This is a genomic window from Vibrio sp. La 4.2.2, from assembly GCF_027586995.1.
Classification (GTDB): Bacteria; Pseudomonadota; Gammaproteobacteria; order Enterobacterales; family Vibrionaceae; genus Vibrio; species Vibrio mediterranei.
The window spans coordinates 417,121-439,921 of sequence record NZ_JAPPTJ010000001.1; the positions used below are offsets into that span (position 1 = coordinate 417,121).

Here is a 22,801-nt window from a genome sequence, read left to right on the forward strand (position 1 = left end):
GTTGATGCATTTAATTTACACAACAATTATTGCACGCGCAACAATTGTTGTGTAAATTAATGTCAACTATTTAAGACTAGAGGATCAAATTATGCAAAAGGTTAAAGTTTGGGATCTTGCGACTCGACTCTACCACTGGATTCAAGCCCTTGTTTTTGCGGGACTAGTATTCACTGGCTTTAGTAATCAAGGGCCCCATATCCAATTGGGGCTAGTTTTATTTACATTACTACTTTGGCGCGTGATATGGGGTTTTATTGGTAGTGAAAGTAACCGATTCCGTTCTTTTCTTAAGCATCCAAAAGTAATTGTCCGATATACATTCGGTAAGGCAATCTCATATGTTGGGCATAACCCGCTAGGTGCAGTCATGGTTGTTGCAATGATCGGTACATTACTCATTCAATGTGTTACCGGCATGCTTTTAGCTGGAATGTTTGATGGTTTGGAGAGTATCGGCATTTTTATTCCCGACCCTCTTTATGACATTGCAGACACCACTCACGTATTATTCGCTGACATGTTACCAATCATGGTCGCGCTGCACGTTGGAGCCATTGTTATCTACAAACTACGTGGCAAAAGTCTGCTTATGTCTATGTTCACAGGGAAACAGATACTCAACGCAGATGCACTATCTCCTTCTTTATCGAGCAACTTTAAAGCGTTGTTAGTGCTAATCATCTCAATATTAGTTACGATGACAATAGTTGCTTTTTCAATGGTGTAAAAATGAAAACAGAATTCGAACGCCAAACCAGTTTTGGTTGGCTACTAAATGTTGTGGCAAATCATGCATCAAAAGAGTTTGATAAGAGATTGCGAGAAAACGGACTGACGCTCGCGTTATGGCCAACTCTAATGTGTTTGTGGGAAAAGGAGGGCGTCACTCAACGAGAGATTGCGCAAATGTCCAAGGTAGAGAGCTCAACAACGACTAGAACACTCGACAAATTAGAAGCTCTAGAATTGGTCGAGCGACGTGCCGACCCAGAAAGTCGTCGCTCCTTCAGGATCTTTTTGACAGACAAAGGGAAAGCCCTTAAGGAAGAAGTCATTCACCTACCGGTCGAAGTCAATCAAGCGTTGCTAGCCGGGCTTGAAGATGAAGAACAAAGAACTTTGATTGCAACATTGCAAAAGTTGGTAGAGCGTATATGAGTCCATCTGCGCCGCTCACATCGCTTTAACTGAATTGTTTGAATACTTGTGAGTGCCGAAGCGGTTCGACCCAGAAACACGTCGATTATCAATGATGGTTTGATAATCTTTCAAATCTCTCATTATTTTTGTTTTATTTAAGCCAAGATAAGATGTTGTTATCCAGTTATCACCAACCAAAAGATCCATTCTAACGAGGAAATACCATGGCAAAGCTGACTATCGTCGCTAACATCATTGCAAAACCTGATCAGATTGAACTTGTGAAATCAGAGCTTCTTAAACTCATTGATATCACACGTAAAGAACAAGGTTGTATCAACTACGACTTACACCAAGATAATGAAAACCCTGCGCACTTTGTATTTTACGAAAACTGGGAGTCGCGCGAGCTGTTAATGGCACACTTAGCCGCACCACATATTGCTCAATACAAAGCCGCAACCGACGGCGCCGTTGAGAGTTTTACGCTTAACGAAATGACTCAAGTTGGCTAATTGCCACCAAACTATTGGTCAAATAGTAGCGCCCTAATGACAAAAATCGCCCAAATTTGTAAGGCAAGGTATTCTAGTTTTATCCATAAATCCATAGTGTTATCGCAGTCCATTGTATGAACTTTTACGGTAACAAGGTATGTGAGGATTGACAGTGAAGAATTCTCAGAACAATGAATACAGCGTGAAGGTTATTAATAGTGCTGTTAGATGCTGGTCATTAGGGTAACCACTAAAGTACGCCCAAACGATGGTTTGGGCGTACGTTTACTACTGTTTTTCAAAAGTTCCTGTGCTTTTGATCATCACATCTAGGAAGCCTGAAGCGTTGTTTTTATCAGAACCGGAGTTTTTCATCTGGTTTTGAGCACCTTTCAATCTCGCCATCAATTCTTGACGCTGTTTTTCTACATCACTAGTGATTTCTTTTTTATCAGTCATAACAGGTTCTCTTGTGTAGCATTGATAAGAACACGTTAGTTCAAGTTTTAAACTTCAACAAATGACAGCTATTCGTAGATCTAAACCTTCATCACCCCACCTATGAACAATTAGAATCAAAAAGTGGAAATTTCATTTATATCAATACATTAGCTAAGCCACCATCGAATCCCCGACATATTGATAATACTCATAGGACATTATCAAATACTATAGTCATTTCGTTCCGAACTGTTGTTTGAGGAATATTCGACAAACTCAAACTGCATATTATGATCCTCCACGTAATAAGCACTACGACGATGGGGATGCTCTCCTCCCCAATGATCCAATTCATAACCTGCGATTTTTAGCCGTTCAACTGTTTCGTCAAGGTCATCTACGACGATTCCTATGTGTTTTACGCCTGTCCAGTGGTTGTTCCAATCTGCTATTCGACCATCACCTCCCGATTGGACTGCGATGTAAGAGCGATCATCTCCGACATGAAACCACTCCACTTCCTTGCCATACCATTCTTCCATTTTTCCTTGACCTCTAATCCGCCAGTCTGGTAACGCTGCTAATAAAAACTCTATCGTTTTCCTAGGGTTAACTAGCGTAATGTTGGCATGCTCGATATATCCATTCATCGTATTATTCCTTCTGTTAGTGATTGGATCTTAGCGTAATTCCTCAAGTTAACTTGAGGTCAAGGACTATTTAACAGTGGAGTCATAAGCAGGAGTTATCAGACTATTAATAACTGATGATTAGTGTCTTTTTAACCAATCATTACACTAGCCCTCATCGAAACAGAGCACGGAATGCAAACCACAAGCAGGATTGCTTTTACAATTAAGGGTTAGTAATGAAAAAGTTAGTTCTTGCCACCGCTATCGCAGCAATCTCAACTGGCGCATTTGCAGATACAGATTTTAGTGGTCATCGTGTTGGTATAGGTGCTTCAAATTTGAAGTTTAGTGATTCAGAAGGAAGCTGGAGTTTAGGAACCGGCGTTAAAGTTGAATATGGTTATGACTTCAACCAAATCTTTGGTATCAACGTGTCTTACGCGTGGAACCAAGATGATGTTGATTTGCCAATTTACACTGAGACTTCCGATTATAAAGCTCGAACTTTTAAAGTAGACACAGATATTGGCTATGCCTTTGACCTAGGGCAAGCGTGGATCAAACCTTACGGCGTGCTTGGTCTTGCTTTTCTAAGTGATGAAATTAATACACCAAAAGACGGAAAATTCTCAGGCAATGACTCAAGTATCTACTTAGGGGCAGGTGTTCGCGGCCAGTTGGACATGGGACTGTACGCAGATCTTCGCGTCGATTTACCAATGTATGGTGATCTTGACGCAGACTACCTATCATTTACGGTTGGTTACAAATTCTAACCTAATAGATAACAAGCAGTTAAACCACCTATACCAAGCCAATGTGATTCCACGTTGGCTTTTGACGTATTTCTAACATTGCAAGTGCTAACATTCCCATGTCATCCATAAAACCGAGTAATACAGTGCCGAAAGACCGTTTTGCCAATCTCGATCTTAATCTTCTTCGAGTGTTCAAGGTGCTTTACGAAGAGAAAAACATGCGTAAAGCGGCGGAACGTTTGTACGTATCTCAACCAGCTGTCAGTCAATCACTACAAAAATTGCGTCATCAATTTGATGACCCATTATTCGTTAAAGTGAAATCAGGCTTAGCTCCAACTCCATTTTCTGAGCAGCTATCGAGCTTGTTACTTCCTCTATTGTACGATATTGAAAATGTCGTCAATGATAGTGATGTCTTTGACCCGGCTCAGTTAGACCAAGACATTACCATTGCCCTCTCTTCGAGCTTTGTTTTCTCCATTTCTGGTGAATTGTATCGCTATTTTCGTGAACATGCTCCAGGCCTACGAATCCATATTGCATCGTGGAATGATCAAACAGTAACCGCTATCGAAAAGGGAGAAATACTACTAGGGATCAATGCTGAATTAACCGACAGCTACCCTTTCATGGAAAAGCGAACAATTGGTGAGATTAACGCTTGCTTACTCGTTAGAAAAGAGCACCCGATTACTAAGAAAAAGGTAACGGTTGAGTCTATGTCGAAGTATCCATTGGCGCGACTAATCGTCAGTAACTACAGTAAATATACAAGCCCTACCGTTGAAATCTTCAAACGCCTGGGGTATCCACTAGAAGTGGGGTTTAGTTCCGAATACCCAGTTGCACTTATTGATGTTGTGCAGCAATCGGATATGTTTATGGGAACCACCAACTGCTTCCCGATACATAACTACCCAAATTTAGTCATGCTAAGTCCTGACCAAGTATTACCTGAAGCGCAGTATCCTGCATTGTCCTATTTTCACAGTCGCCACCAAAATAGTGCGCTAGTCAACTGGCTTAATGAGTCGATTATTCATATATTTCAGCAACGTAAAACCGAAAATGCCAATCACCACTTATCGTCGGTTAGCAACCCAATAGAAATAGCGTAACGCACTCTTCTATATATTGTTTGCGCTGTGCTTCAGTTTGCACTCCACTCTCACCTAAAAACGCCCAGTAAGCGGCTTTTCCATGGAACATCAGTAGAAGTTGCATCGCTGCATTTTCTGAGTCGTTGGGAAGAGAAATCGTACCTTTTTCATGATGACGTTGAAGATAATTGGCTAGAACATGAAGTGTTTTTTGAGGTCCAGATTGCAAATAGAGTGCAGATATTTGAGGGTGAGACTTCACCTGCCCCACTGCATTTCGAAACGTTTGCAGAACTTGCTCTTCAAGATGCATGTTCTGAAAACGAACACCAAACTCTATCAACGTAGGCTTGATCGGATTATCCAAACTTAACGCCGATTCATCAATCGCGCGCTGCTCACATCGATATTGAATGCAGGTTTCAAACAGCTGGTCTTTAGTTTTGAAATGAGAATAGACCGTTTGCTTTGAGACATCAGCTAGTTTAGCGATCTGATCCATGCTCACCTTGTAACCATGTTCGCAAAACAACTCACCCGCCGCTTTTAATATCTGTAGTCTCTTCTGTTCACTTTTTTGGATCATGCTCACAATACCAGTAGCAACCTTTGGAATAACTAATTTTTAACACAATCAAACTAGACAGTCTAGTTTGATTGTGATTATTCTATGACCAATAGGTTAGGTTTATAGGATGTCTATGATGCAAACAAAGCAATTACTAACAAAAGCATCAGCACTAGCAATTCTGATTTTGCTACAAGGTTGTCAAAAATCAGAGCAACCAGAGGTAGAGGCGGTCGAGCCTTTGACTGTTTCCACCACTGAAATTACGTTAAGCCCTTCATACAAGGTTCAAAGGGAATACGTCGGTACAGTAAAAGCAGGTCAACAAGCTAATCTTGGCTTTGAGCTATCTGGCAAAGTGGATGCGTTATTTGTCGATGTGGGTGATGTCGTAGAAAAAGGCGCACCACTCATTAGACTCGATACGGATTTATTGGTCACCGAAGCTAACCAGTTAAGGGCACAAAATAATGAAGTGCGAGCCCAGCTAAAACTGGTTGAAGCCAATCTAAAACGTCAACAGTCTCTTAAGTCGAAAGGCTTCAGTGCAGAGGCTGAAATCGATGCCCTCACAAGCCAAGAAGGTGTATTGCAAGCCAATCTTGTGAGGCTGCAAGCCGCGTGGAACGCAAATAAGCTAAAACAAGAAAAGTCGACCATCCTTGCCCCTTATTCAGGCGTTATTGCCAAGAGACATGTATCTCTTGGAGATGTTGTCAACGTCGGAACACCAACCTTAGTACTGCTCGCCAGTGCCGGTAAAGAAGCCTTTATCGGTATTCCAGCTCAACAGCTTGAACGCGTCACCCAACTGACTTCTCCTGATGTGCGAGTCTCTAATGCCCATTATGGCGTCACACTTCTTAACCCAGGAGCGATGGTAGACACCAAGTCACGCAGCGTGTCACTGCGCTATCAGTTTCCTGAAGATGCTCATGTTTTGGAGGGAGAACTGGCCTATTTGGCATTCGAACAAACAATTGACGAACCAGGTTACTGGGTTCCACTCACCGCACTTATTGATGGCTTGCGAGGAGTGTGGAATGTTTATGTTATAGGCGCCGATAGTAAAGTAGAACGTCGCAGTGTGAACGTCTTATACGCCGATAGCCAACGTGCCTTTATCAATGGTTCACTTGCCAATGGCGAGTCTATCATTGCCAGTGGCCTGCACCGCGTTGTTCCGGGGCAACCCGTACAAATAAGCTCTCAATAGGTGGTGATATGAAAGCAGTTCAAATCATTACCAATACTCGATTACTCATTTTAATGACTGCTCTGTTGATCGTAAGTGGTCTCGCCGCATTTTCGTCATTACCAAGAGCAGAAGATCCCATTATCACGAACCGTTTTGCCAATGTAACGACAAGCTTTCCGGGCGCAAGTGCCGAGCGAGTCGAAACCTTAGTTACTGAGGTAGTGGAAAACAAACTTAGGGAGCTTAGTGAAGTCAAACTACTAAGTTCAACATCTAGGCCAGGCATCTCTATTGTCACAATAGAGCTGAAGGATGAGATTACAGAGCCAGAGCCAGTCTGGTCCAAAGCAAGAGATAAACTGTCCGACATCACCCCTGTTTTGCCAACCGGTTCAGGCGCCCCTGATTTAGACAGTGACCACACCTACGCCTTTACCATCATTTCCGCGCTAACTTGGGACGGCCCTGGTGAAACCGATATTCTAACATTAGGTCGTTATGCTAAAGAGTTAGCTAAAAGACTCAGAACATTATCAGGCACTGAGTTTGTCGATGAATACGGCATGCCAAAAGAAGAGATTCAAGTTAACCTGCGGACTGCTGACACCGCGGCGTTTGGCCGCTCAAGTATCAACATCGGTGATAGCCTAACAGGCGCAGACGCGAAAAACTCTGCTGGCCAGCTAGTCAACCATTTCGCACGCTTTGGGCTGGAAATTGAGTCAGAATTGGATTCGATAGAGCGAATTAAACAAGTGCCTTTGATCGTTGACGATAACGGTCATATTATTCGACTCGAAGATGTTGCCAGCGTCACTCGCAGCGCTAAGACACCTGAAAGTGAAATGGCACTCATTGATGGTGAACCCGGTGTTATTGTTGCAGCTCGAATGGTGCCTGAGTTACGTGTTGATCAATGGACCGCTAGAGCAATGAAGGTCATTGAACGTTTTCAGCAAGATTTACCCAGCAATATCAAGGTTAACATTCTCTTTGATCAACAAGGTTACACGACGACACGTTTGGTCGATCTGGGGCAAAGCCTGCTTATCGGTTTTAGTCTGATTCTGATTGTACTGTTTGTGACTTTAGGCGTAAGAGCAGCCGTGCTGGTCGCTATTGCGCTGCCCCTGACTTCGATGTTTACCCTGTCACTAATGAAAATGACGGGCATACCTATTAACCAAATGTCGGTGACAGGACTTATCGTCGCATTGGGAATCATGGTGGATAACGCTGTGGTCATGGTGGACACCATCCAAAGCTATCGATTAAAAGGTCAGGCTCGCTTAAAGGCGACCATCAATGCACTGTCACATCTATGGGTGCCGTTGTTAGGTTCAACACTCACCACCATTCTCGCTTTTGCTCCAATTATTCTGATGCCCGGCGCTACCGGAGAATTTGTAGGCGCGATTGCGATCACTGTGTCCTTTTCTTTAGTGGGTTCTTATATCCTCTCACACACCGTCATTGCTGGGTTCGCGACTATGCTATTGCCTAGCCACGCGTCGGGAGACCATTGGTACAATACAGGGCTTCGCATTCCCGCTTTGACCCATGCTTTTGCTCGTTCAGTAAAACTGGCGATCAAACACCCTGCTATTTCTTTGCTACTTGTCTTAGCCGTTCCCATTACTGGCTATTGGAGTATCTCTCAACTGACTGAACAGTTCTTTCCACCTTCGGATCGAGACATGTTTGAGGTGCAAGTATTTTTACCTCCACAAGCCAGTATTTACGCGACTGAGGCGTCTACGGAGCTTGTGGACGACATCATTCGTTCCTATGAAGGTGTAGAGCGAGTCGATTGGTTAGTTGGCGCTAACTTCCCATCGTTCTACTACAATTTACAAGCCACGCAAAACAACGCGCCATACTTCTCACAAGCCATGGTTAAAATGGATTCATTCCAAACCGCTAATAAAGTCATTCCAGAGCTTCAGGAGCGGTTAAACAGAGAAATCCCTTCCGCTCAAATTTTGGTGAGAAAACTAGAACAGGGTCCTCCGTTTAAAGCACCAATAGAGTTACGAGTCTATGGTGAGAATCTCGATACGCTCAAATCTATAGGAGAGGATGTCCGTCTCATTCTTGCCAATACGCCTCATGTCACACACACCAGAGAAACTCTACAACCTGGTACACCAAAAGTCTGGTTAAAAGTAGATGAAGATACTGCCAAGCTCAATGGCATTACGCTCAACCAGTTTGCCAACATGTTGCAAGCGACATTAGTCGGGCGAGAAACCGGCTCGGTCACTGAAGGCAGCGAGTCTATTCCTATTCGTGTACGTGTTGCTAATGAAGAGCGTGAAAACCTATCGCACCTTGGCAACTTACGTCTACCTATTTCTTCTGATACCTATACTACAGGTGTCAGCGTATCGACACTGGCCGACCTTGAACTCACCACCAGCCGTGGCGCTATTACCAGACGCAATGGCGAGCGCGTCAATACCATTGAGGGCTATATTCAAGCGGGAGTGCTACCACAAACGGTACTTAATGAGTTCCAACAACGTTTGTCCCAATATACCTTACCAGCGGGTTATCATATCGATTTTGGTGGTGAGTCCGCAGAGCGAGACCGCTCTGTAAGTCTGCTTATTTCGAATATTTCGGTTGTAGTGGTCTTGATGATTTTGGTCGTCGTCATGTCGTTCAATTCGTTTAGGCTAAGTACGATTATCTTTATGGTGGCGGGATTAGCTGGAGGATTAGGGCTGCTCTCTGTGTGGGTCTTCAACTATCCATTTGGCTTTACCGTCATCATAGCGATGCTGGGCATCATGGGGCTGGCTATCAACGCGGCTATCGTAATTTTGGCGGAATTGAGATTAGATGAGAAAGCATCGTCAGGCGACATCGATGCTTCCGTCGATGCAGTAATGGCGTGTACTCGCCATATTACCTCAACCACTATCACTACCGTTGGCGGATTTATGCCATTGATTATCGCAGGAGGAGGCTTCTGGCCACCATTCGCCGTGGCTATCGCAGGTGGTACCGTCCTCACGACATTGATCTCTTTTTACTTTGTCCCTGTTGTTTATCGAATGATGGTTAAACCTCGCAAGCAGAGAAGCCTTAAGCCAAAAGCAAAACAACAGGCGCTTTAAGCAGTGCTGAAAGAAACAAAAAACACTCACCTCAAAGACTGGGGTGAGTGTTGTTTTCTCTTAACAGCGGTCGTGAGTATTAGACCAACTCCCTTAATAATTTGAACGACTCAGGCGCTCGGCCTCGTGTCGCGATAAAACCTATCATGTCATCGTTGTCATTAAATGCGGTAGCTAAAATACCATTAGTACTAGCGTCGTAGTTCCAGCGAGTAACCTGTTTATCATGGACAACGCCAGCAAACTGAATTGGGTAGTTTGGCGTTTTTACCTTAGTCAGCATAGTTGGTAATGTCAGCTTTGTAGCGTCTCCCGTCAACGTTTTAGCAAGAGCACTCGCACTCATCACGATAGGTTGTAAAAACGCCCTTACTTCTCCTTGAATTTCAGCACAGTCACCTAGGGCGAAAATATTGGCAGTGGAAGTACAGAGGTAATCGTCAACGATAATACCCTTGTTCACTTCCAGTCCCATGTTTTTCGCTAATACCGTGTTGGCCCGAAGACCAGCACACACGAGTATTTCATCAACCATCAACTCTTGACCTTGATTCAAAGTAACAAGTTTTGCTTCTGGACCTTCATCAATATGAGTCACAAACGCATCGGTGATAACCTTAATGCTTTCTTGTTGCAATGCCTGCTTGAGTTTCAATTCGATGTAGTCAGGTAATTGGTTCTGCATTAATCTTGTAGCAGGTTCAACTAAGAAAACCTGCTTTCCAACACTCGCAAGATCCAGTGCCACTTCCACGCCAATTAACCCACCACCCAGTACTAATACACGAGATGCGTTTCGCCAACGTGTTTGATTTTTCTCATAGTCAATTAACGAATTATGAGTAAGGAAATCTTGGGATGCAGAGCCTTTAAAGACTGGAATAAAGGGACTCGCTCCCGTCGCTAAGACCAGTTTTGCAAAGCCTAGCGTTTCACCCTCCACTTCAAGAGTCTGCAGCTGAGGGTCTACATGCTCGACCCAAGTGTTGGTATATAGCGCAATACCATATTCTTGTGCGAACGGTGCTGCCCGCTTAGTGATGACCTGTTCAGCGGTTTGCATTTTGGTGAATACATGACTTAAATCTGGCTTGTTATAGTCATGTCCATCATCACCCGTCACTACAGCCACTGAGACTGAGTTGTCGATACGCCGCAATGACTTAACCAATTGATAGGCAGCAAAACCGCTCCCTACAATGACAATGTCGAACTGCTTCATGCCACGCCCTCTTTAATGTGAGGCGCAAATACGTCTTTCCCTAGGTTACATTCTGGACACAAGAAATAGTCAGGCACATCGTCCCAAGCCGTCCCTGGTTCAACACCTTGATTCGGTTCTCCTTGAATTGGGTCATATATCCAATTACACACCGTACAGATCATGCACTGGCAATCGGAATCATGGGATAACTCGGACGTAGCTTTACCCTCATCGCTCGACGCCGTATTGAATTCAATAGGAGTGACATTGAGATCGCTCAATGCCCACTGCTTGGCGACCTTTTGCCCATAGGCTTTGCACTCTCTCATTGCTTTGCCATCGGGACGCCATTTAGTTTTAATACTCTCGGTTGTTTCAAAGCCTGCGTCTGTCAAGCGTGTATGAATACGGTCAACAGCACCACCGTTCCAACCATAGCTACCAAACGCAGCTGCTTTCTTTTCTTTGAACCTTAAACCTGTTATCTCTTCTAGCATGCCCGCAATTTTCGGCATCATCACATTATTCATGGTCGACGATCCTACGAGTACACCTTTCGAACGGAACACATTCGCCAGTATTTCATTCTTGTCTTGGCGCGAGACATTGAAGACTTTCACTGCGACGCCTGGATCCACATCGTGAATGCCTTGTGCGATGGCATCAGCCATCATTCGAGTGTTATTCGACATGGTGTCGTAGAAGATAGTGATGCGATCTTCTTGGTAGTTATTCGCCCATTGCAAATACTTCTCGATAATTTGAACAGGATTATCACGCCAGACGATACCGTGAGAGGTCGCAATCATCTCCACAGGAAGGTTAAAACTCAGCACTTCTTTGATTTTCGCCGTAACTAATGCGCTGAATGGCGTTAGGATATTTGAGTAGTAACGAAGGCACTGCTCAAACAGTTCCGCTTGGTCCACTTCATCATTGAATAGGCGTTCATCACAATAATGCTGACCAAACGCATCATTACTAAACAGCACCGCATCTCCGGTTAAATACGTCATCATACTGTCCGGCCAATGCAACATTGGCGCTTCGACAAAGACAAGTTGTTTGCCATTGCCAATATCAATAGTGTCTCCTGTCTTGACCGTTTTAAAATTCCACTCTGGGTGATGATGGTGACCTACAATAGAGTCTATGGCGGCTTCTGTGCAGTAAATTGGCGTATTAGGGATTTTTTCCATCAACGCTGCAAGGGCACCGGAGTGATCTTCCTCTGCATGATTGATAACGATGAAGTCGATAGAATGCAAGTCGATCTCCATCTCTAAGTTTTGTAAAAACTGATAACTGAATCTATGGTCAACAGTGTCAATCAATACTGTCTTTTCTTCACGAATAAGGTAACTGTTGTAGCTCGTCCCTTTTGTCATTTTGTATTCTGTACCATGGAAGTCTTGAACTTCCCAATCGCGTTGTCCTACCCAATGAATATTGTTTTTTACGTGAATTGTCATGTTACTACCTTATACATAATCAACGTGGCATTTAATCTATCTCTTCTATTGCATTGAGCGTGCCAACCTCTCATATAAACATATCTCATTGTATTTAAAGAATATTAATTCTACCTGGCATGTAAATATTATCTTTATGACAATGCCTCATAGTAATCATTAAGACTAAAAATTGTTTATATGACAAAATACAAGATAGAAAAAAGGCTCCTGTATGAGGAGCCAAGATGGCCTGGAGGCCTAATTCATTGATTTTTCGATCATCGTGTTTAGTGCATGATGATTACGACTTAGCGTGGAACATTTTTTGGCCTTGCTTATCACTCTCAGACCAGAAATTAATATTAAACTGAGCATCGTCACTTATTTCGATGCGATGCCAGTATTGTGGGGGGCTGGTAGCAAATTGTCCTGCATGAATGACAACTTTTGTTTCTGGCTCTACCGCATTTTCATCCGCAAACCCATAGTAGGTGACTGTACCTTCCATAACACATAACTGTCCAAACACACCCTTTGCAGTATTGTGATGGGTGAGTAACGCCTGTGGCACAGTGTCTGAGGTGAAAAATGGAGTAGAACGTTGAATGGTCCAATGTGAAGGAATTCTTAAATGGCTCATGGAAGTCTCCAATACTTTTATCAGTAAAATTAGAATGTTAGAAAACGTGATAGCAGTGTAGCTAGCCACGACGATGTTCGGTTTGAAACAGCTCTTGGTGTGACTTCAAGGCTGGTAATTTGATACCACTCTGCATTCGCCTCTTGCAAAGGACTGTCTAAGTGTAATTGTGTCATAACGACCTCACCTCTACGCTTAAATAATAATGATTATCTTTACTAATATTAAGCATATCGCGTGCCATGGAGACAGAAACAAGCACTATTTTTGCTAACTACCTGAATACATTTATGAATAAGGCTTATCAGATAACTAAACACTCATCTTTCATATCTTACTTTGTTTATTTGATAATCCTTAAACTTGGTCATTATGATAAATAATTTGTTATAGTGACAAAATTAGCACTGGTAATGGAGCTTCGTTATGAGCCAATTTCGTTCGGCATGGTTGCAGATTGCCCTAGACATCACATCCGGTATTTCAGAACAAGATCGCTTTGATCGTTTACTTTCCACCATTCGCCAAGTTCTTCAGTGTGACGCAGCGGCACTACTCAAGTTTGATGGTAAGTCTTTTGTTCCCTTGGCTACTGATGGACTGAGTGCGGATGTATTAGGCCGCCGTTTTGAAATAGACAATCATCCTCGATTTGAAGCAATTGCGAGAGCAGGAGACATTGTTCGTTTCCCTGCAAACAGTGATCTCGCCGATCCCTATGATGGACTTATCCCAAACCATGAAGGCAATCTAGAAGTTCATTCTTGTGTCGGTCTCTCACTTTTACTACAAGATAATCTCATCGGGGCGATCACCATTGATGCTTTCAATCCAACTCAATTTGATACGACCGCAGACAAAGATCTTAGGATACTAAGTGCCTTAGCTGCCAACAGTCTTCATACCGCTTTGTTAGTAGAAAAGCTCGAGCGTTCTGGAGGAATTTCAGAGTCCTCCAGCTCTACTAAACTGGCCCGTCAGGATGCAGCAGATATTATTGGTCAGTCACGACCTATGGGTGCATTAAAACAAGAGATTTCAGCGGTTGCGGATACCGATCTGTCGGTATTGATTATTGGAGAAACAGGAACAGGTAAGGAGTTGGTGGCACAGTCTATCTATTCACAATCCTCTCGCAAGGACGAAGCTTTGGTTTATCTCAACTGTGCTGCACTGCCAGAGTCCGTCGCAGAAAGTGAGCTATTTGGGCACATCAAAGGCTCATTTACCGGCGCTATCAGCAATCGCAAGGGCAAGTTTGAATTGGCTAACAAGGGAACGTTGTTTTTGGATGAAATTGGTGAGTTGTCTCTCGGATTGCAAGCGAAGCTATTACGAGCGTTGCAATACGGGGATATTCAAAGAGTCGGCGACGATCGAAATATCAAAGTAGATGTCAGAATCATTGCCGCTACTAACCGTGTCATGCACGAAGAAGTGAAAGCAGGCCGCTTTCGAGCAGACCTTTACCATCGACTCAGCGTTTTCCCTATCTTTGTCCCTCCACTGAAAGAGCGCGAGGGGGATATTGTTTTATTATCTGGTTTTTTCGCCGAGCGATGCCAACACAAGCTAAAGGTATCTAGCATCAGTCTAAGCGATGGGGCAATTTCCAAATTACAGGCGTACGACTGGCCAGGGAATGTGCGGGAACTTGAACATGCTATTAACCGAGGCGCTGTCATTGCTAAAGCACAAAGTACCTCGTCGCATGTTTCTATATTAGCGCAACACATCACACTAGATGTTCAATCAGAGCAACACCAGCATGAGAAGGAGCCGCACTTCTCTTCTTCTGGCCATACAACACGTACTTTGAGCACATCCGCCTCGCTCAAAGATGCTGTCGATGAGTTCCAAACTCAATATGTCCAAAAGGCCTTTTTGGATAATAATCAGAATCTAAGTGCCACGGCAAAACAATTAAGCGTTAACCCGGGAAATCTGCATCGTTTAATGAAGCGTCTTAATCTGAAATAGACTCAATTTATAGGCATCATCAAGGGCATCATCGTATGCCCTTTTCTTTTGCCTACAAGATATTCGATAACAATTTCTCACCCGAACGATTAGAAAATGTCGTGTGTAAAAGCCACACAATAGGAGTAGAGATCAACATGTAACAAATTTTGTCTGTTAACATTTATCTGGATATTTAAACCACTTCCTAATAAATACTAAGGATAAAATTATGTGGAATAAACTAAACAAATCCATGATGTTCTGCCAAATGATGTTTGGCCTTTCATTTTATGGGGTGATGGTCATTCTCACGAGGTTTTTTCTAGAAAATCTCGATTACAGTGAAGCGGACACTATGATGGTGGTGGGTGCGTTTTCATCAATCGGTCCTCTATTCGCTATCGCAGGTGGCTTTATTGCCGACAAATTCTTAGGCGCGTACCGCTCATTGACGATTGCTTATTTCGGATTTACCTGTGGTTACGTGTTGCTTGTCATTGGTGCATCTACTGTTAACATCCCTTTAAGTCTAGCTGGTATTGCTTTAGCGAGTTATGGACGTGGCTTAATGTCCCCTTCTTATCCTAGCCTTTACAAGCGTACGTTCAAAAGCCAAGAAGACTTTGAAAACGGATACCCGGTTAACTACTCAGTAAACAACATCGGCGCTTTACTAGGCCAATACCTATTCCCAATGTTCGTGCTCGTTATTGGTTTTTATGGCAGTTTCATGCTTTCTGGTATCTTGGCGTTCGCGGCGCTATTCACATTGATGACGTTCCGTAAACAACTTCAGGGCGTCGGTGCAGATATCGACCAAGCATCTGTCTCTAACGCAAACTGGATTAAATTCGGTATCACTTCTATCGCCATGGTTGGAATGGTGTTCTTTATGTTCTCTAATATGGACATCGGCAAGAACATTGTTTATGCCATTGGTTTGGCGGCAATCGGCTATTTCATTTCTCTGATGTTCAAAGCAGAAAAAGCGGACGCGCTGCGTATGGGCACTATTTTAATCGTAACGGTTCTGACTACTGCATTCTTTGTCTACTATGGCCAAATGATGACATCGATGACCATGGTAACCATCAATACTATGCGTGGTGACCTGTTCGGTATCATTCCAATCGCACCAGAAGCATCAATGTCAATGAACCCATTATGGTGTATTGTTGCAGGCCCAGTGATTGCAGCAACCTTCTCAAGCTTAGAGAAGCGTAACATCCACTTCACTACAGCAACCAAAATTGGTTTCTCTTTCATTCTGACTGCCATTGCGTTTGGTATTCTGGCGCTAGCCGTGAAAAACATCGGCGAGAGCGTCATCATTCGACCTGAAATTTTCTTAGTTATCCACTTCTTCCAAGCCTTTGCAGAAGTGATTGTCGGTTCACTGGTTGTGGCATTTATTCTGTCTGTAGCACCGAAACATATTGAGAACTTCTCCGTGAGTTTATTCTCAGTAGCGATTGCACTGTCTGGGATTGTGGGCGCAGTGTTCTCGACCTCTATCGCTGCGGAAAAAGGCCAAGAAATCACTCAAGAGTTTGTTAAGACAGTATATGGCGACTACTTCTCACTACTTACTATACTTGCGGTAGTAATGGTAGCAGTAGCCTTCACTGCATCCATTGCTATTCGTAAGATGCTAGCAGCCGCTGATAAGCATCAGCCTCAAAACGAAGCCGAACTTACCGAAGCTGAAAGCTAAATCAAACAAAAAGCATAGCTAATTGGTCAGCGGTTACTGGTTTACTAAACACGTAGCCCTGACCATATTCACAACCATGAGAGCGCAAGTATTCAACTTGGTCCCCATTCTCAACACCTTCTGCCACGATTTTTAGAGAAAGCGTTTCCCCCATGACAATGATCGCCTGCACGATAGCGTTGCTGTCATTTTCATCAGGAACATCGCAAATAAACGAACGGTCGATCTTTAGTTTGCTGATCGGTAATCCTTTTAAATACGACAACGACGAATACCCGGTTCCAAAATCATCAAGCGAAATCTCAATCCCCAATTCTCTGATTTGGTTCAGAGTATCAACCGCAAGTTGATGATCAATAAGTAAAAAGCTTTCAGTGATTTCGATCTCCAATCGTTCAGCTGGAAAGTTGGTGTCTAACAGTTTTTGTTTGAGCTTGGTGACAAAGTTAGGATGTTGCAGCTGTAACCCAGAGACATTAACCGCAATTTTGCCGAACTCGATACCTTGGTCGAGCCAACGGCGTCCTTGTTCACATGCTTCACGAATTACCCAAGCACCAATTCGCTGTATTAGCCCCGTTTTCTCCGCAATAGGGATAAATTGAGCAGGTGCAATCACTCCTAATTCAGGATGATTCCAACGCAACAAAGCCTCTACGCCTATCAACGTATTATTCGCTAGATCATATTGGGGCTGGTAAACAAGAGACAATTGTTGCTTCTCAACTGCATCATGCAGCGCAGACTGCACACGTACATGAAGAACCGAACTGTAGGTTAAGTCTGGAGAATAAAACGCATAGCCATTGCGACCATTTTTCTTCGCTAAATACATGGCAGTGTCCGCGTTTTTGAGTAAGGTTTCGCTGTTTTGGCCATCTTGCGGGTACAATGCCACACCAATGCTCCCAGACACTCGTAGCGATTCTTGCGAATCTAACTCAAAAGGACGATTAAACACACCAAGCGTTTCGTCGATTGTGTCCAACAACTGCGCTTCACTGTCATAATCAGTCAGAATAATCACAAATTCATCGCCGCCAATACGTCCGATGCTTGCTCTGTGGTGAAGAACATCCGTCAATCGATCTGCTACTTGCGACAATAATCTATCGCCATACAAGTGCCCCTTACTATCGTTAATGTGCTTGAAGTGGTCCAAATCTAAAAATAGTGTGGCAAATTGCTCGCTATGGCGCTGACCACCTTCAATGCTTTGCTCTAATATACTCGTTAGGTGAGAACGATTCGGTAGATTGGTTAGAGGGTCGAAGAATGCCATTTTGCGCAGTTTTTCTTCATGTGCTTTCTGCTTTGAGATGTCCTCAAATACACAGATGTAATGCAAAAGCGAATTGCCATCGTCATTGATGGTACTAATCGTCGCCATTTGAGGATAAATGCTGCCGTCTTTTTTGCGGTTAATAAACTCGCCTTTCCAAAGACCCGTTTCTGAGAGTTGTTGCCAGAGGTTTTGGTAGAATTTATCGTCATGGTGACCCGATTGTAGGAATCTAGGGTTTTTACCGATCACTTCAATAGCTTGATAGCCCGTGACTTCTGAGAAAGCGCTGTTTACATCCAAAATCTTGCCATTTTGGTCGGTAATCATCATACCTTCTTGAAAGTTATTGAATATTTCTGATGTGATCGACAGTCTGACTTCGACTTGTTTACGACGGGTGACGTTTCTCGTCATACCTATAACACCAATTAGCTCGCCATCTGGTTGCTGAATTGGTGATTTGATGGTTTCTAGCCAGACATCATGACCATATGCGTCACGGCTGGCGCACTCTTCCACCGTCTCTTGGGCACCAGAGTCTATGACTCTATCATCGGCTTTTTGGTAGTGCTCTGAGCGACTTTTCGAGAAGAGCTCAAAGTCAGTCTTACCAAAAATCTCCGAGCGAGGAAGGTTCCATGCGGATTCTACGCTTTTGTTGACGGCGATGTACTTCCTATCCGAATCCTTCACCCACACATGATCGTCTAAAGCATCAATAAATTGTTGTAGGGATGGGATTTGTTTTGAAGACATGATGATATAACTCGAACCAAACGTGATGAAGTCGCCACCTAGATGACGTTTCAACACATCGTACTAAATACTGAACAAGTTTTATAGCAAACCGCTGTTTAATTAACCAAAATGTGCAGACGATATATAAATCCAAATGCACATCTTAGTTTACATTGATGTTACCATCACGCTCATCATACATATCTGGGGTGACATGAAGACCGCCCGAATATCCGGCTTTTTCCAGCATTTCACGCACTTCTTTCACATCATTTGCAGTAACAACGTCTTCTCTAGCGCCTAAATATGACCTCACGAAGGTGATCAATTCTGCTAATCGTGTATCCGATAATACGTCCTCGAAACTTGCCATAGGCATAAAGTTTCTGTCCTTATCAATGTACGTTGGCTGAAGTCCGCGAATCGTTACTGCAATCGTGTTGAATGGATCACTGTGCATAATGATTCCGTTGTTAAGTAGCGTTGGAGCAATAGGATCACGCCCCTTACCATCTTCCCCATGACATGCTCCACATGTTTGGTTGTAAGTGGTATAGATCTCCGCAGCGTAGGCCGCCTCATCAAAGCCCGTTGGTTGTAACTGCACCGCATTCTCATCAATGAAATTGTTAGTGTCGCCGCTCAACAGATAGTAAGACATGGACTCAATGTCTTCGCGAGTCATAAGACTCAGACTGTTTTTGATCACATCTGCCATACCTGCAAATGCCGTCCCTTTCGAGGAGTGACCGGTATGAAGGAAGTCTGTCAGACTTTGAATATCCCAACCGTCAACGTATAGCTCAGTAGCAGTAATATTTGGAGCATTCCAACCATCGATTAAATTGCCCTGGAAGATCCTGTCGTTTTCAAGCGCTTGAGCGATGTTCCTTGGTGTATGACATTCGGAACAGTGTCCTAATCCCGCTACCCAGTATTTGCCAAGCTGCCATTTATCTACATCATCTACTTTATCTTTAAGCTCATCAGGTACTTGGTAGTCAATTGGCGTTCTATCCGCAAATACAATGTCCCAACCAAGTAAACCAAGTCGGATATTTGAAGGAAACATCATCTTATTGGGATCGTTTTTACGAGCAACCGACGCAATGGACTGCATGTATTCCCACAGATCGCGCATATCCTGCTCATTAACGTACTGGTAGGAGGTAAATGGCATCGCGGGATACAAATAGCCATGTTGACCTTTGCCATCGACCAACGCTGCACGGAAGTCTTCGTAGTCGTAACTACCTATGCCTTCTGAAACGTGGGGTGTTATGTTGGTCGAATAAATGGTGCCGAAAGGTGTAACGAATGGCAGACCACCAGCAAACGGTTCTCCCCCTTCAGCACTATGGCAGGCGACGCAATCACCTGCATGTGCGAGATACTCCCCACGCTCCACTGAAGACGCATCTAGCTTGGCAAGTCGAGAATTGTTGTCCAACCGCGCTTTGGTTATGTATGCACCAATAGCCAGAATTTCGTTCTGAGAAAGCTGCTGTCCAAAGGCTGGCATAACATTGTTTAGGCCTGCACGAATGGTGTGCTGAATCTCCTCAATACTGCCACCATGTAACCAGATGTTGTCAGCGAGATCAGGCACGCCTTGTTCTATATTGGGAACACTGCCATCCCCATGACACGAAGCACAATTTTGTATAAACAGCTCTTTCCCTAATTGGACTTTGATTTCAGGCACGTCGGTATGACGTTGATTTAGAGAAGCTAAGTAATACGATATTTTGGAGATTTCATCCGGTCGCAATACATCAATCCACCCTGGCATTGCTCCATTTCGACCTAATTCTATAGAGTGGATAATTGCAGCATCCGATCCACCATACAGCCACTCATTATCGATAAGATTTGGAAAGTGTTTCGCACCTTGCGCATTGTCACGATGGCACGCAGCACAATGAGTCTGAAACAGCATACGTCCGGATTTCACTATATTTGGCTCATTCGCTAAGGCCAATAACGAGTCATCAGTAAGTCCGGAAAACTGCTGCGCTAGTGTGGTATTTGGACTACTCAGTTTATCGTTGGCTTGGTCGTAATCCATTAGCCCTTTCCAACTGCCGACTCCAGGATACAAGATCAGGTAACCAACAGAGATGGTAAATGCAACAAAATACGAAACAAACAACAATTTTGGTGGCGGCGCATCGTTCTCATCAATGCCATCAAAGGTATCTAATACTCTGTCTTTGTCAGCTTTGTGATTGTTGCGCCAGTACTTAACGACCACCAGCACCATTAGGATGAAAAATACAACAGTGCCGACAGCAGCCCAAAGGCTCCAAAAATGACTCATTGTCCATCCTCCTCTGCAGTGTCCACACCCAAACTTTGAAGGTAGTGAATCAGTGCTTCACCTTTTGTTTTTCCTCTCACTTGCAGTCGAGCATTGGCAATTTCATCATCAGTATAGGGAACACCTAAGAATCTAAGGGTTTCCATTTTCTCTGTGATGTCATCTCCCGTCAGAACCTGTTCGAACAACCAAGGGTAAGCAGGCATAATGGAAGTTGGCACAACTCTACGAGGGTCTATTAGATGTATTAAGTGCCACTGGTCAGAGTATTTTCGCCCGAGATTAGTCAAATCGGGTCCTGTACGCTTCGAGCCCCATAAGTTGGGAAACTCATAGATGTCATCTGGCTCTTGGTTAGCCCTGCCGTTTCGCTTCATTTCGGGCTCAAGCGGCCTCACCATTTGAGTGTGACAAACATGACATCCTTCGCTGATATAGATATCACGACCAGCCACTTGGATCGCCGTAAGCGGTTTCGCAGTGCTGTTCGCAACAAGCTCCGGTGTTCGCAATAAGTTTGGAAGTACCCATACTAAAATAGAGAACGACGCGACCACTATGGTAGAGACAATTAATATGAAGACTGACTTGGTAAAATCTGCACTCATGTTAAGCCTCCTTTGCGATTAACGACGTTGGCATTTTGACGGTCTTGTATATGTTTACAGCCATGAGCAGCAAACCAAGCACAAACAGCGCACCGCCAAAGAATCGAAGGAATAACCAAGGCGCTTTAAAGTTCATAGCCTCCACAAAGCTGTATACCAATTCACCATTATCGCTTTGTGCTAACCACATATAACCCTCACCTATACCTGCTACCCAAAGCGAAATGGCATAGATAGCGACACCAGCATGAGCAAGCCAGAAGTGCCACTTGATGAGACGCGGCGACCACAATTCTGTTTTTCCCCATAGTCGAGGAATGAAATAATAGAATACCGCTATACCCGACATTCCAACCCATCCAAGAGCCGCTGAGTGGACATGCCCTATAATCCACTCAGTGTTGTGTGCGACCATGTTGAACCAACGAATCGCGAGTAAGGGTCCCTCAAATGTCGCCAAGCAGTAGTAAAGAATGGCAGAGAAGAAGAACAGCATGATGTAGTCAGATTTGAGCTTTTGTTTGTTCTGAAGCAGGGTCATGGCACTGTTAAATGCGCCCCCCCAAGACGGTAACCAGAGGATCAACGACATCACTATACCGATGTTCTGGACCCACACAGGTACAGAAGAGTAGACCAAGTGGTGAGTGCCCGCCCAAGTGTAAAACCCGACCAAGCCCCAGAAATGAATAATCGACAAACGATAAGAGTAAATCGGACGCTCAGACACTTTTGGGATGAAATAGTAGTTCATGCCAATGATGCCGGCAGTCAACAAGAAACCAACGGCATTATGTCCCCACCACCACTGTACGATAGCATCCTGCGCACCTGCGAAGACAGAATAGGATTTCATTAATGAGGCGGGCATAGCAAGGTTATTGACGATAAATATCATCGCGATAACAATAATGAATGCTGCAAAAAACCAGTTAGCAACGAAGATATGAGAAACTTTCCTTTTCGCTATGGTTCCGAAAAAGAGCACAGCATAAAGCACCCACACTAAAACAATGAGAATATCAATCGGCCACTCGAGCTCCGCATATTCTTTTGAAGTTGTATAACCAAGAGGCAATGAAATCAGTGCAAGCAACAACACTAATTGCCAACCCCAAAAGACCATCCAGGCAAGGCTCTTGTTGAAAATCTCACACTGCCCAGTTCGTTGAACAATGTAGAGCGAGGTCCCCATTAAGATATTGACCACGAAGCCGAAAATAACGCCTGAAGTATGAAGCGGTCTAAGTCGTCCAAACTGGAAATACTCGGAATCAAGGTTAAGCGCAGGCCAATAGAGCTGAGCTGCCAAGATAACGCCAATTGTCATGCCCGCCACAGCCCAAACCAACGAGGCGATGATGAAGTATCGAACAACTTTAGTGCTGTAGTTAGGAGATGTCGTATCCATAGA

Annotated in this window: 20 protein-coding genes; 9 read left to right on the forward strand and 11 right to left on the reverse strand. The window is 43.9% G+C overall.

The annotated features are described in order from the left end of the window. Positions 1-91: 91 nt before the first annotated feature. The 3 genes from OH456_RS01870 (at position 92) to OH456_RS01880 (ending at position 1,658) form a co-directional block, all read left to right on the forward strand. A complete protein-coding gene (locus OH456_RS01870) occupies positions 92-730 on the forward strand; it encodes a cytochrome b/b6 domain-containing protein (protein WP_270032683.1) in 639 nt (212 codons plus the stop codon). Between the two features lie 2 nt (positions 731-732). Then, positions 733-1,161: a MarR family winged helix-turn-helix transcriptional regulator gene (locus tag OH456_RS01875; RefSeq protein WP_270032684.1), complete on the forward strand. Its 429-nt coding sequence runs from the start codon at positions 733-735 to the stop codon at positions 1,159-1,161. A 206-nt stretch (positions 1,162-1,367) separates the two neighbouring features. Then, positions 1,368-1,658: a putative quinol monooxygenase gene (locus OH456_RS01880; protein WP_198558642.1), complete on the forward strand. Its 291-nt coding sequence runs from the start codon at positions 1,368-1,370 to the stop codon at positions 1,656-1,658. 270 nt (positions 1,659-1,928) lie between these two features. Here OH456_RS01880 and OH456_RS01885 read toward each other — a convergent pair whose 3' ends face one another. Together OH456_RS01885 and OH456_RS01890 are read right to left on the reverse strand one after the other, a co-directional pair. Beyond that, the gene (locus OH456_RS01885) at positions 1,929-2,099 is read right to left on the reverse strand and encodes a hypothetical protein (RefSeq protein ID WP_270032685.1); all 171 of its coding nucleotides are present in this window, start codon (positions 2,097-2,099) and stop codon (positions 1,929-1,931) included. Between the two features lie 203 nt (positions 2,100-2,302). Next, complete coding sequence (locus OH456_RS01890; RefSeq protein WP_006069294.1) at positions 2,303-2,731, reverse strand: VOC family protein; 429 nt, start codon at positions 2,729-2,731, stop codon at positions 2,303-2,305. Between the two features lie 218 nt (positions 2,732-2,949). Between OH456_RS01890 and OH456_RS01895 the strand changes: the two genes are divergently transcribed. After that, complete coding sequence (locus OH456_RS01895) at positions 2,950-3,489, forward strand: porin family protein (RefSeq protein WP_270032686.1); 540 nt, start codon at positions 2,950-2,952, stop codon at positions 3,487-3,489. A 98-nt stretch (positions 3,490-3,587) separates the two neighbouring features. Then, on the forward strand, positions 3,588-4,592 hold the full coding sequence (locus OH456_RS01900; RefSeq protein ID WP_240205631.1) for a LysR family transcriptional regulator: 1,005 nt from the start codon (positions 3,588-3,590) through the stop codon (positions 4,590-4,592). Here OH456_RS01900 and OH456_RS01905 read toward each other — a convergent pair. After that, positions 4,567-5,166: a TetR/AcrR family transcriptional regulator gene (locus OH456_RS01905; RefSeq protein WP_270032687.1), complete on the reverse strand. Its 600-nt coding sequence runs from the start codon at positions 5,164-5,166 to the stop codon at positions 4,567-4,569. The two genes, OH456_RS01900 and OH456_RS01905, sit on opposite strands and share 26 nt — an antisense overlap. Before the next feature lie 109 nt (positions 5,167-5,275). Here OH456_RS01905 and OH456_RS01910 point away from each other — a divergent pair, with 109 nt between their 5' ends. Further along, complete coding sequence (locus tag OH456_RS01910) at positions 5,276-6,358, forward strand: efflux RND transporter periplasmic adaptor subunit (RefSeq protein WP_443088622.1); 1,083 nt, start codon at positions 5,276-5,278, stop codon at positions 6,356-6,358. An 8-nt stretch (positions 6,359-6,366) separates the two neighbouring features. Beyond that, positions 6,367-9,462 (forward strand): efflux RND transporter permease subunit, encoded by a 3,096-nt coding sequence (locus tag OH456_RS01915; protein WP_270032688.1) that lies wholly within the window; start codon positions 6,367-6,369, stop codon positions 9,460-9,462. A gap of 79 nt (positions 9,463-9,541) precedes the next feature. Here the strand turns inward: OH456_RS01915 and norW are convergent, their stop codons facing one another. The 4 genes from norW to OH456_RS01935 form a co-directional block, all read right to left on the reverse strand. Beyond that, positions 9,542-10,684, reverse strand: coding sequence for an NADH:flavorubredoxin reductase NorW (gene norW / locus OH456_RS01920; RefSeq protein WP_124941747.1), 1,143 nt, complete (start codon positions 10,682-10,684; stop codon positions 9,542-9,544). Beyond that, the gene (gene norV / locus OH456_RS01925; protein ID WP_240205634.1) at positions 10,681-12,138 is read right to left on the reverse strand and encodes an anaerobic nitric oxide reductase flavorubredoxin; all 1,458 of its coding nucleotides are present in this window, start codon (positions 12,136-12,138) and stop codon (positions 10,681-10,683) included. The genes norW and norV overlap by 4 nt, the downstream gene beginning before the upstream one ends. A 283-nt stretch (positions 12,139-12,421) precedes the next feature. Further along, positions 12,422-12,760 (reverse strand): DUF1971 domain-containing protein, encoded by a 339-nt coding sequence (locus OH456_RS01930; protein ID WP_006069303.1) that lies wholly within the window; start codon positions 12,758-12,760, stop codon positions 12,422-12,424. A 29-nt stretch (positions 12,761-12,789) separates the two neighbouring features. Then, positions 12,790-12,936, reverse strand: a complete 147-nt coding sequence (locus tag OH456_RS01935; RefSeq protein WP_164491498.1) for a hypothetical protein — start codon at positions 12,934-12,936, stop codon at positions 12,790-12,792. Positions 12,937-13,186: 250 nt separating this feature from the next. Here OH456_RS01935 and norR point away from each other — a divergent pair, with 250 nt between their 5' ends. Further along, positions 13,187-14,740 carry a nitric oxide reductase transcriptional regulator NorR gene (gene norR, locus OH456_RS01940; RefSeq protein WP_270032689.1) on the forward strand — a complete coding sequence of 518 codons (1,554 nt, stop codon included), beginning with the start codon at positions 13,187-13,189 and terminating at the stop codon, positions 14,738-14,740. A 211-nt stretch (positions 14,741-14,951) separates the two neighbouring features. After that, entirely contained in the window at positions 14,952-16,436 is a 1,485-nt protein-coding gene (locus OH456_RS01945) for a peptide MFS transporter (RefSeq protein ID WP_006069305.1), read from the forward strand. Position 16,437: 1 nt separating this feature from the next. Here OH456_RS01945 and OH456_RS01950 read toward each other — a convergent pair whose 3' ends face one another. From OH456_RS01950 to ccoN, 4 genes are all read right to left on the reverse strand, one after another. After that, on the reverse strand, positions 16,438-18,477 hold the full coding sequence (locus OH456_RS01950; RefSeq protein WP_240645452.1) for a sensor domain-containing protein: 2,040 nt from the start codon (positions 18,475-18,477) through the stop codon (positions 16,438-16,440). A gap of 145 nt (positions 18,478-18,622) precedes the next feature. Further along, complete coding sequence (locus OH456_RS01955) at positions 18,623-20,779, reverse strand: cytochrome c (RefSeq protein ID WP_006069307.1); 2,157 nt, start codon at positions 20,777-20,779, stop codon at positions 18,623-18,625. Beyond that, positions 20,776-21,387 (reverse strand): cbb3-type cytochrome c oxidase subunit II, encoded by a 612-nt coding sequence (locus OH456_RS01960; protein WP_006069308.1) that lies wholly within the window; start codon positions 21,385-21,387, stop codon positions 20,776-20,778. Before OH456_RS01960 ends, OH456_RS01955 begins: the two co-directional genes overlap by 4 nt. Position 21,388: 1 nt before the next feature. Continuing rightward, positions 21,389-22,798 (reverse strand): cytochrome-c oxidase, cbb3-type subunit I, encoded by a 1,410-nt coding sequence (ccoN, locus tag OH456_RS01965; RefSeq protein WP_270032690.1) that lies wholly within the window; start codon positions 22,796-22,798, stop codon positions 21,389-21,391. Positions 22,799-22,801: the final 3 nt, after the last annotated feature.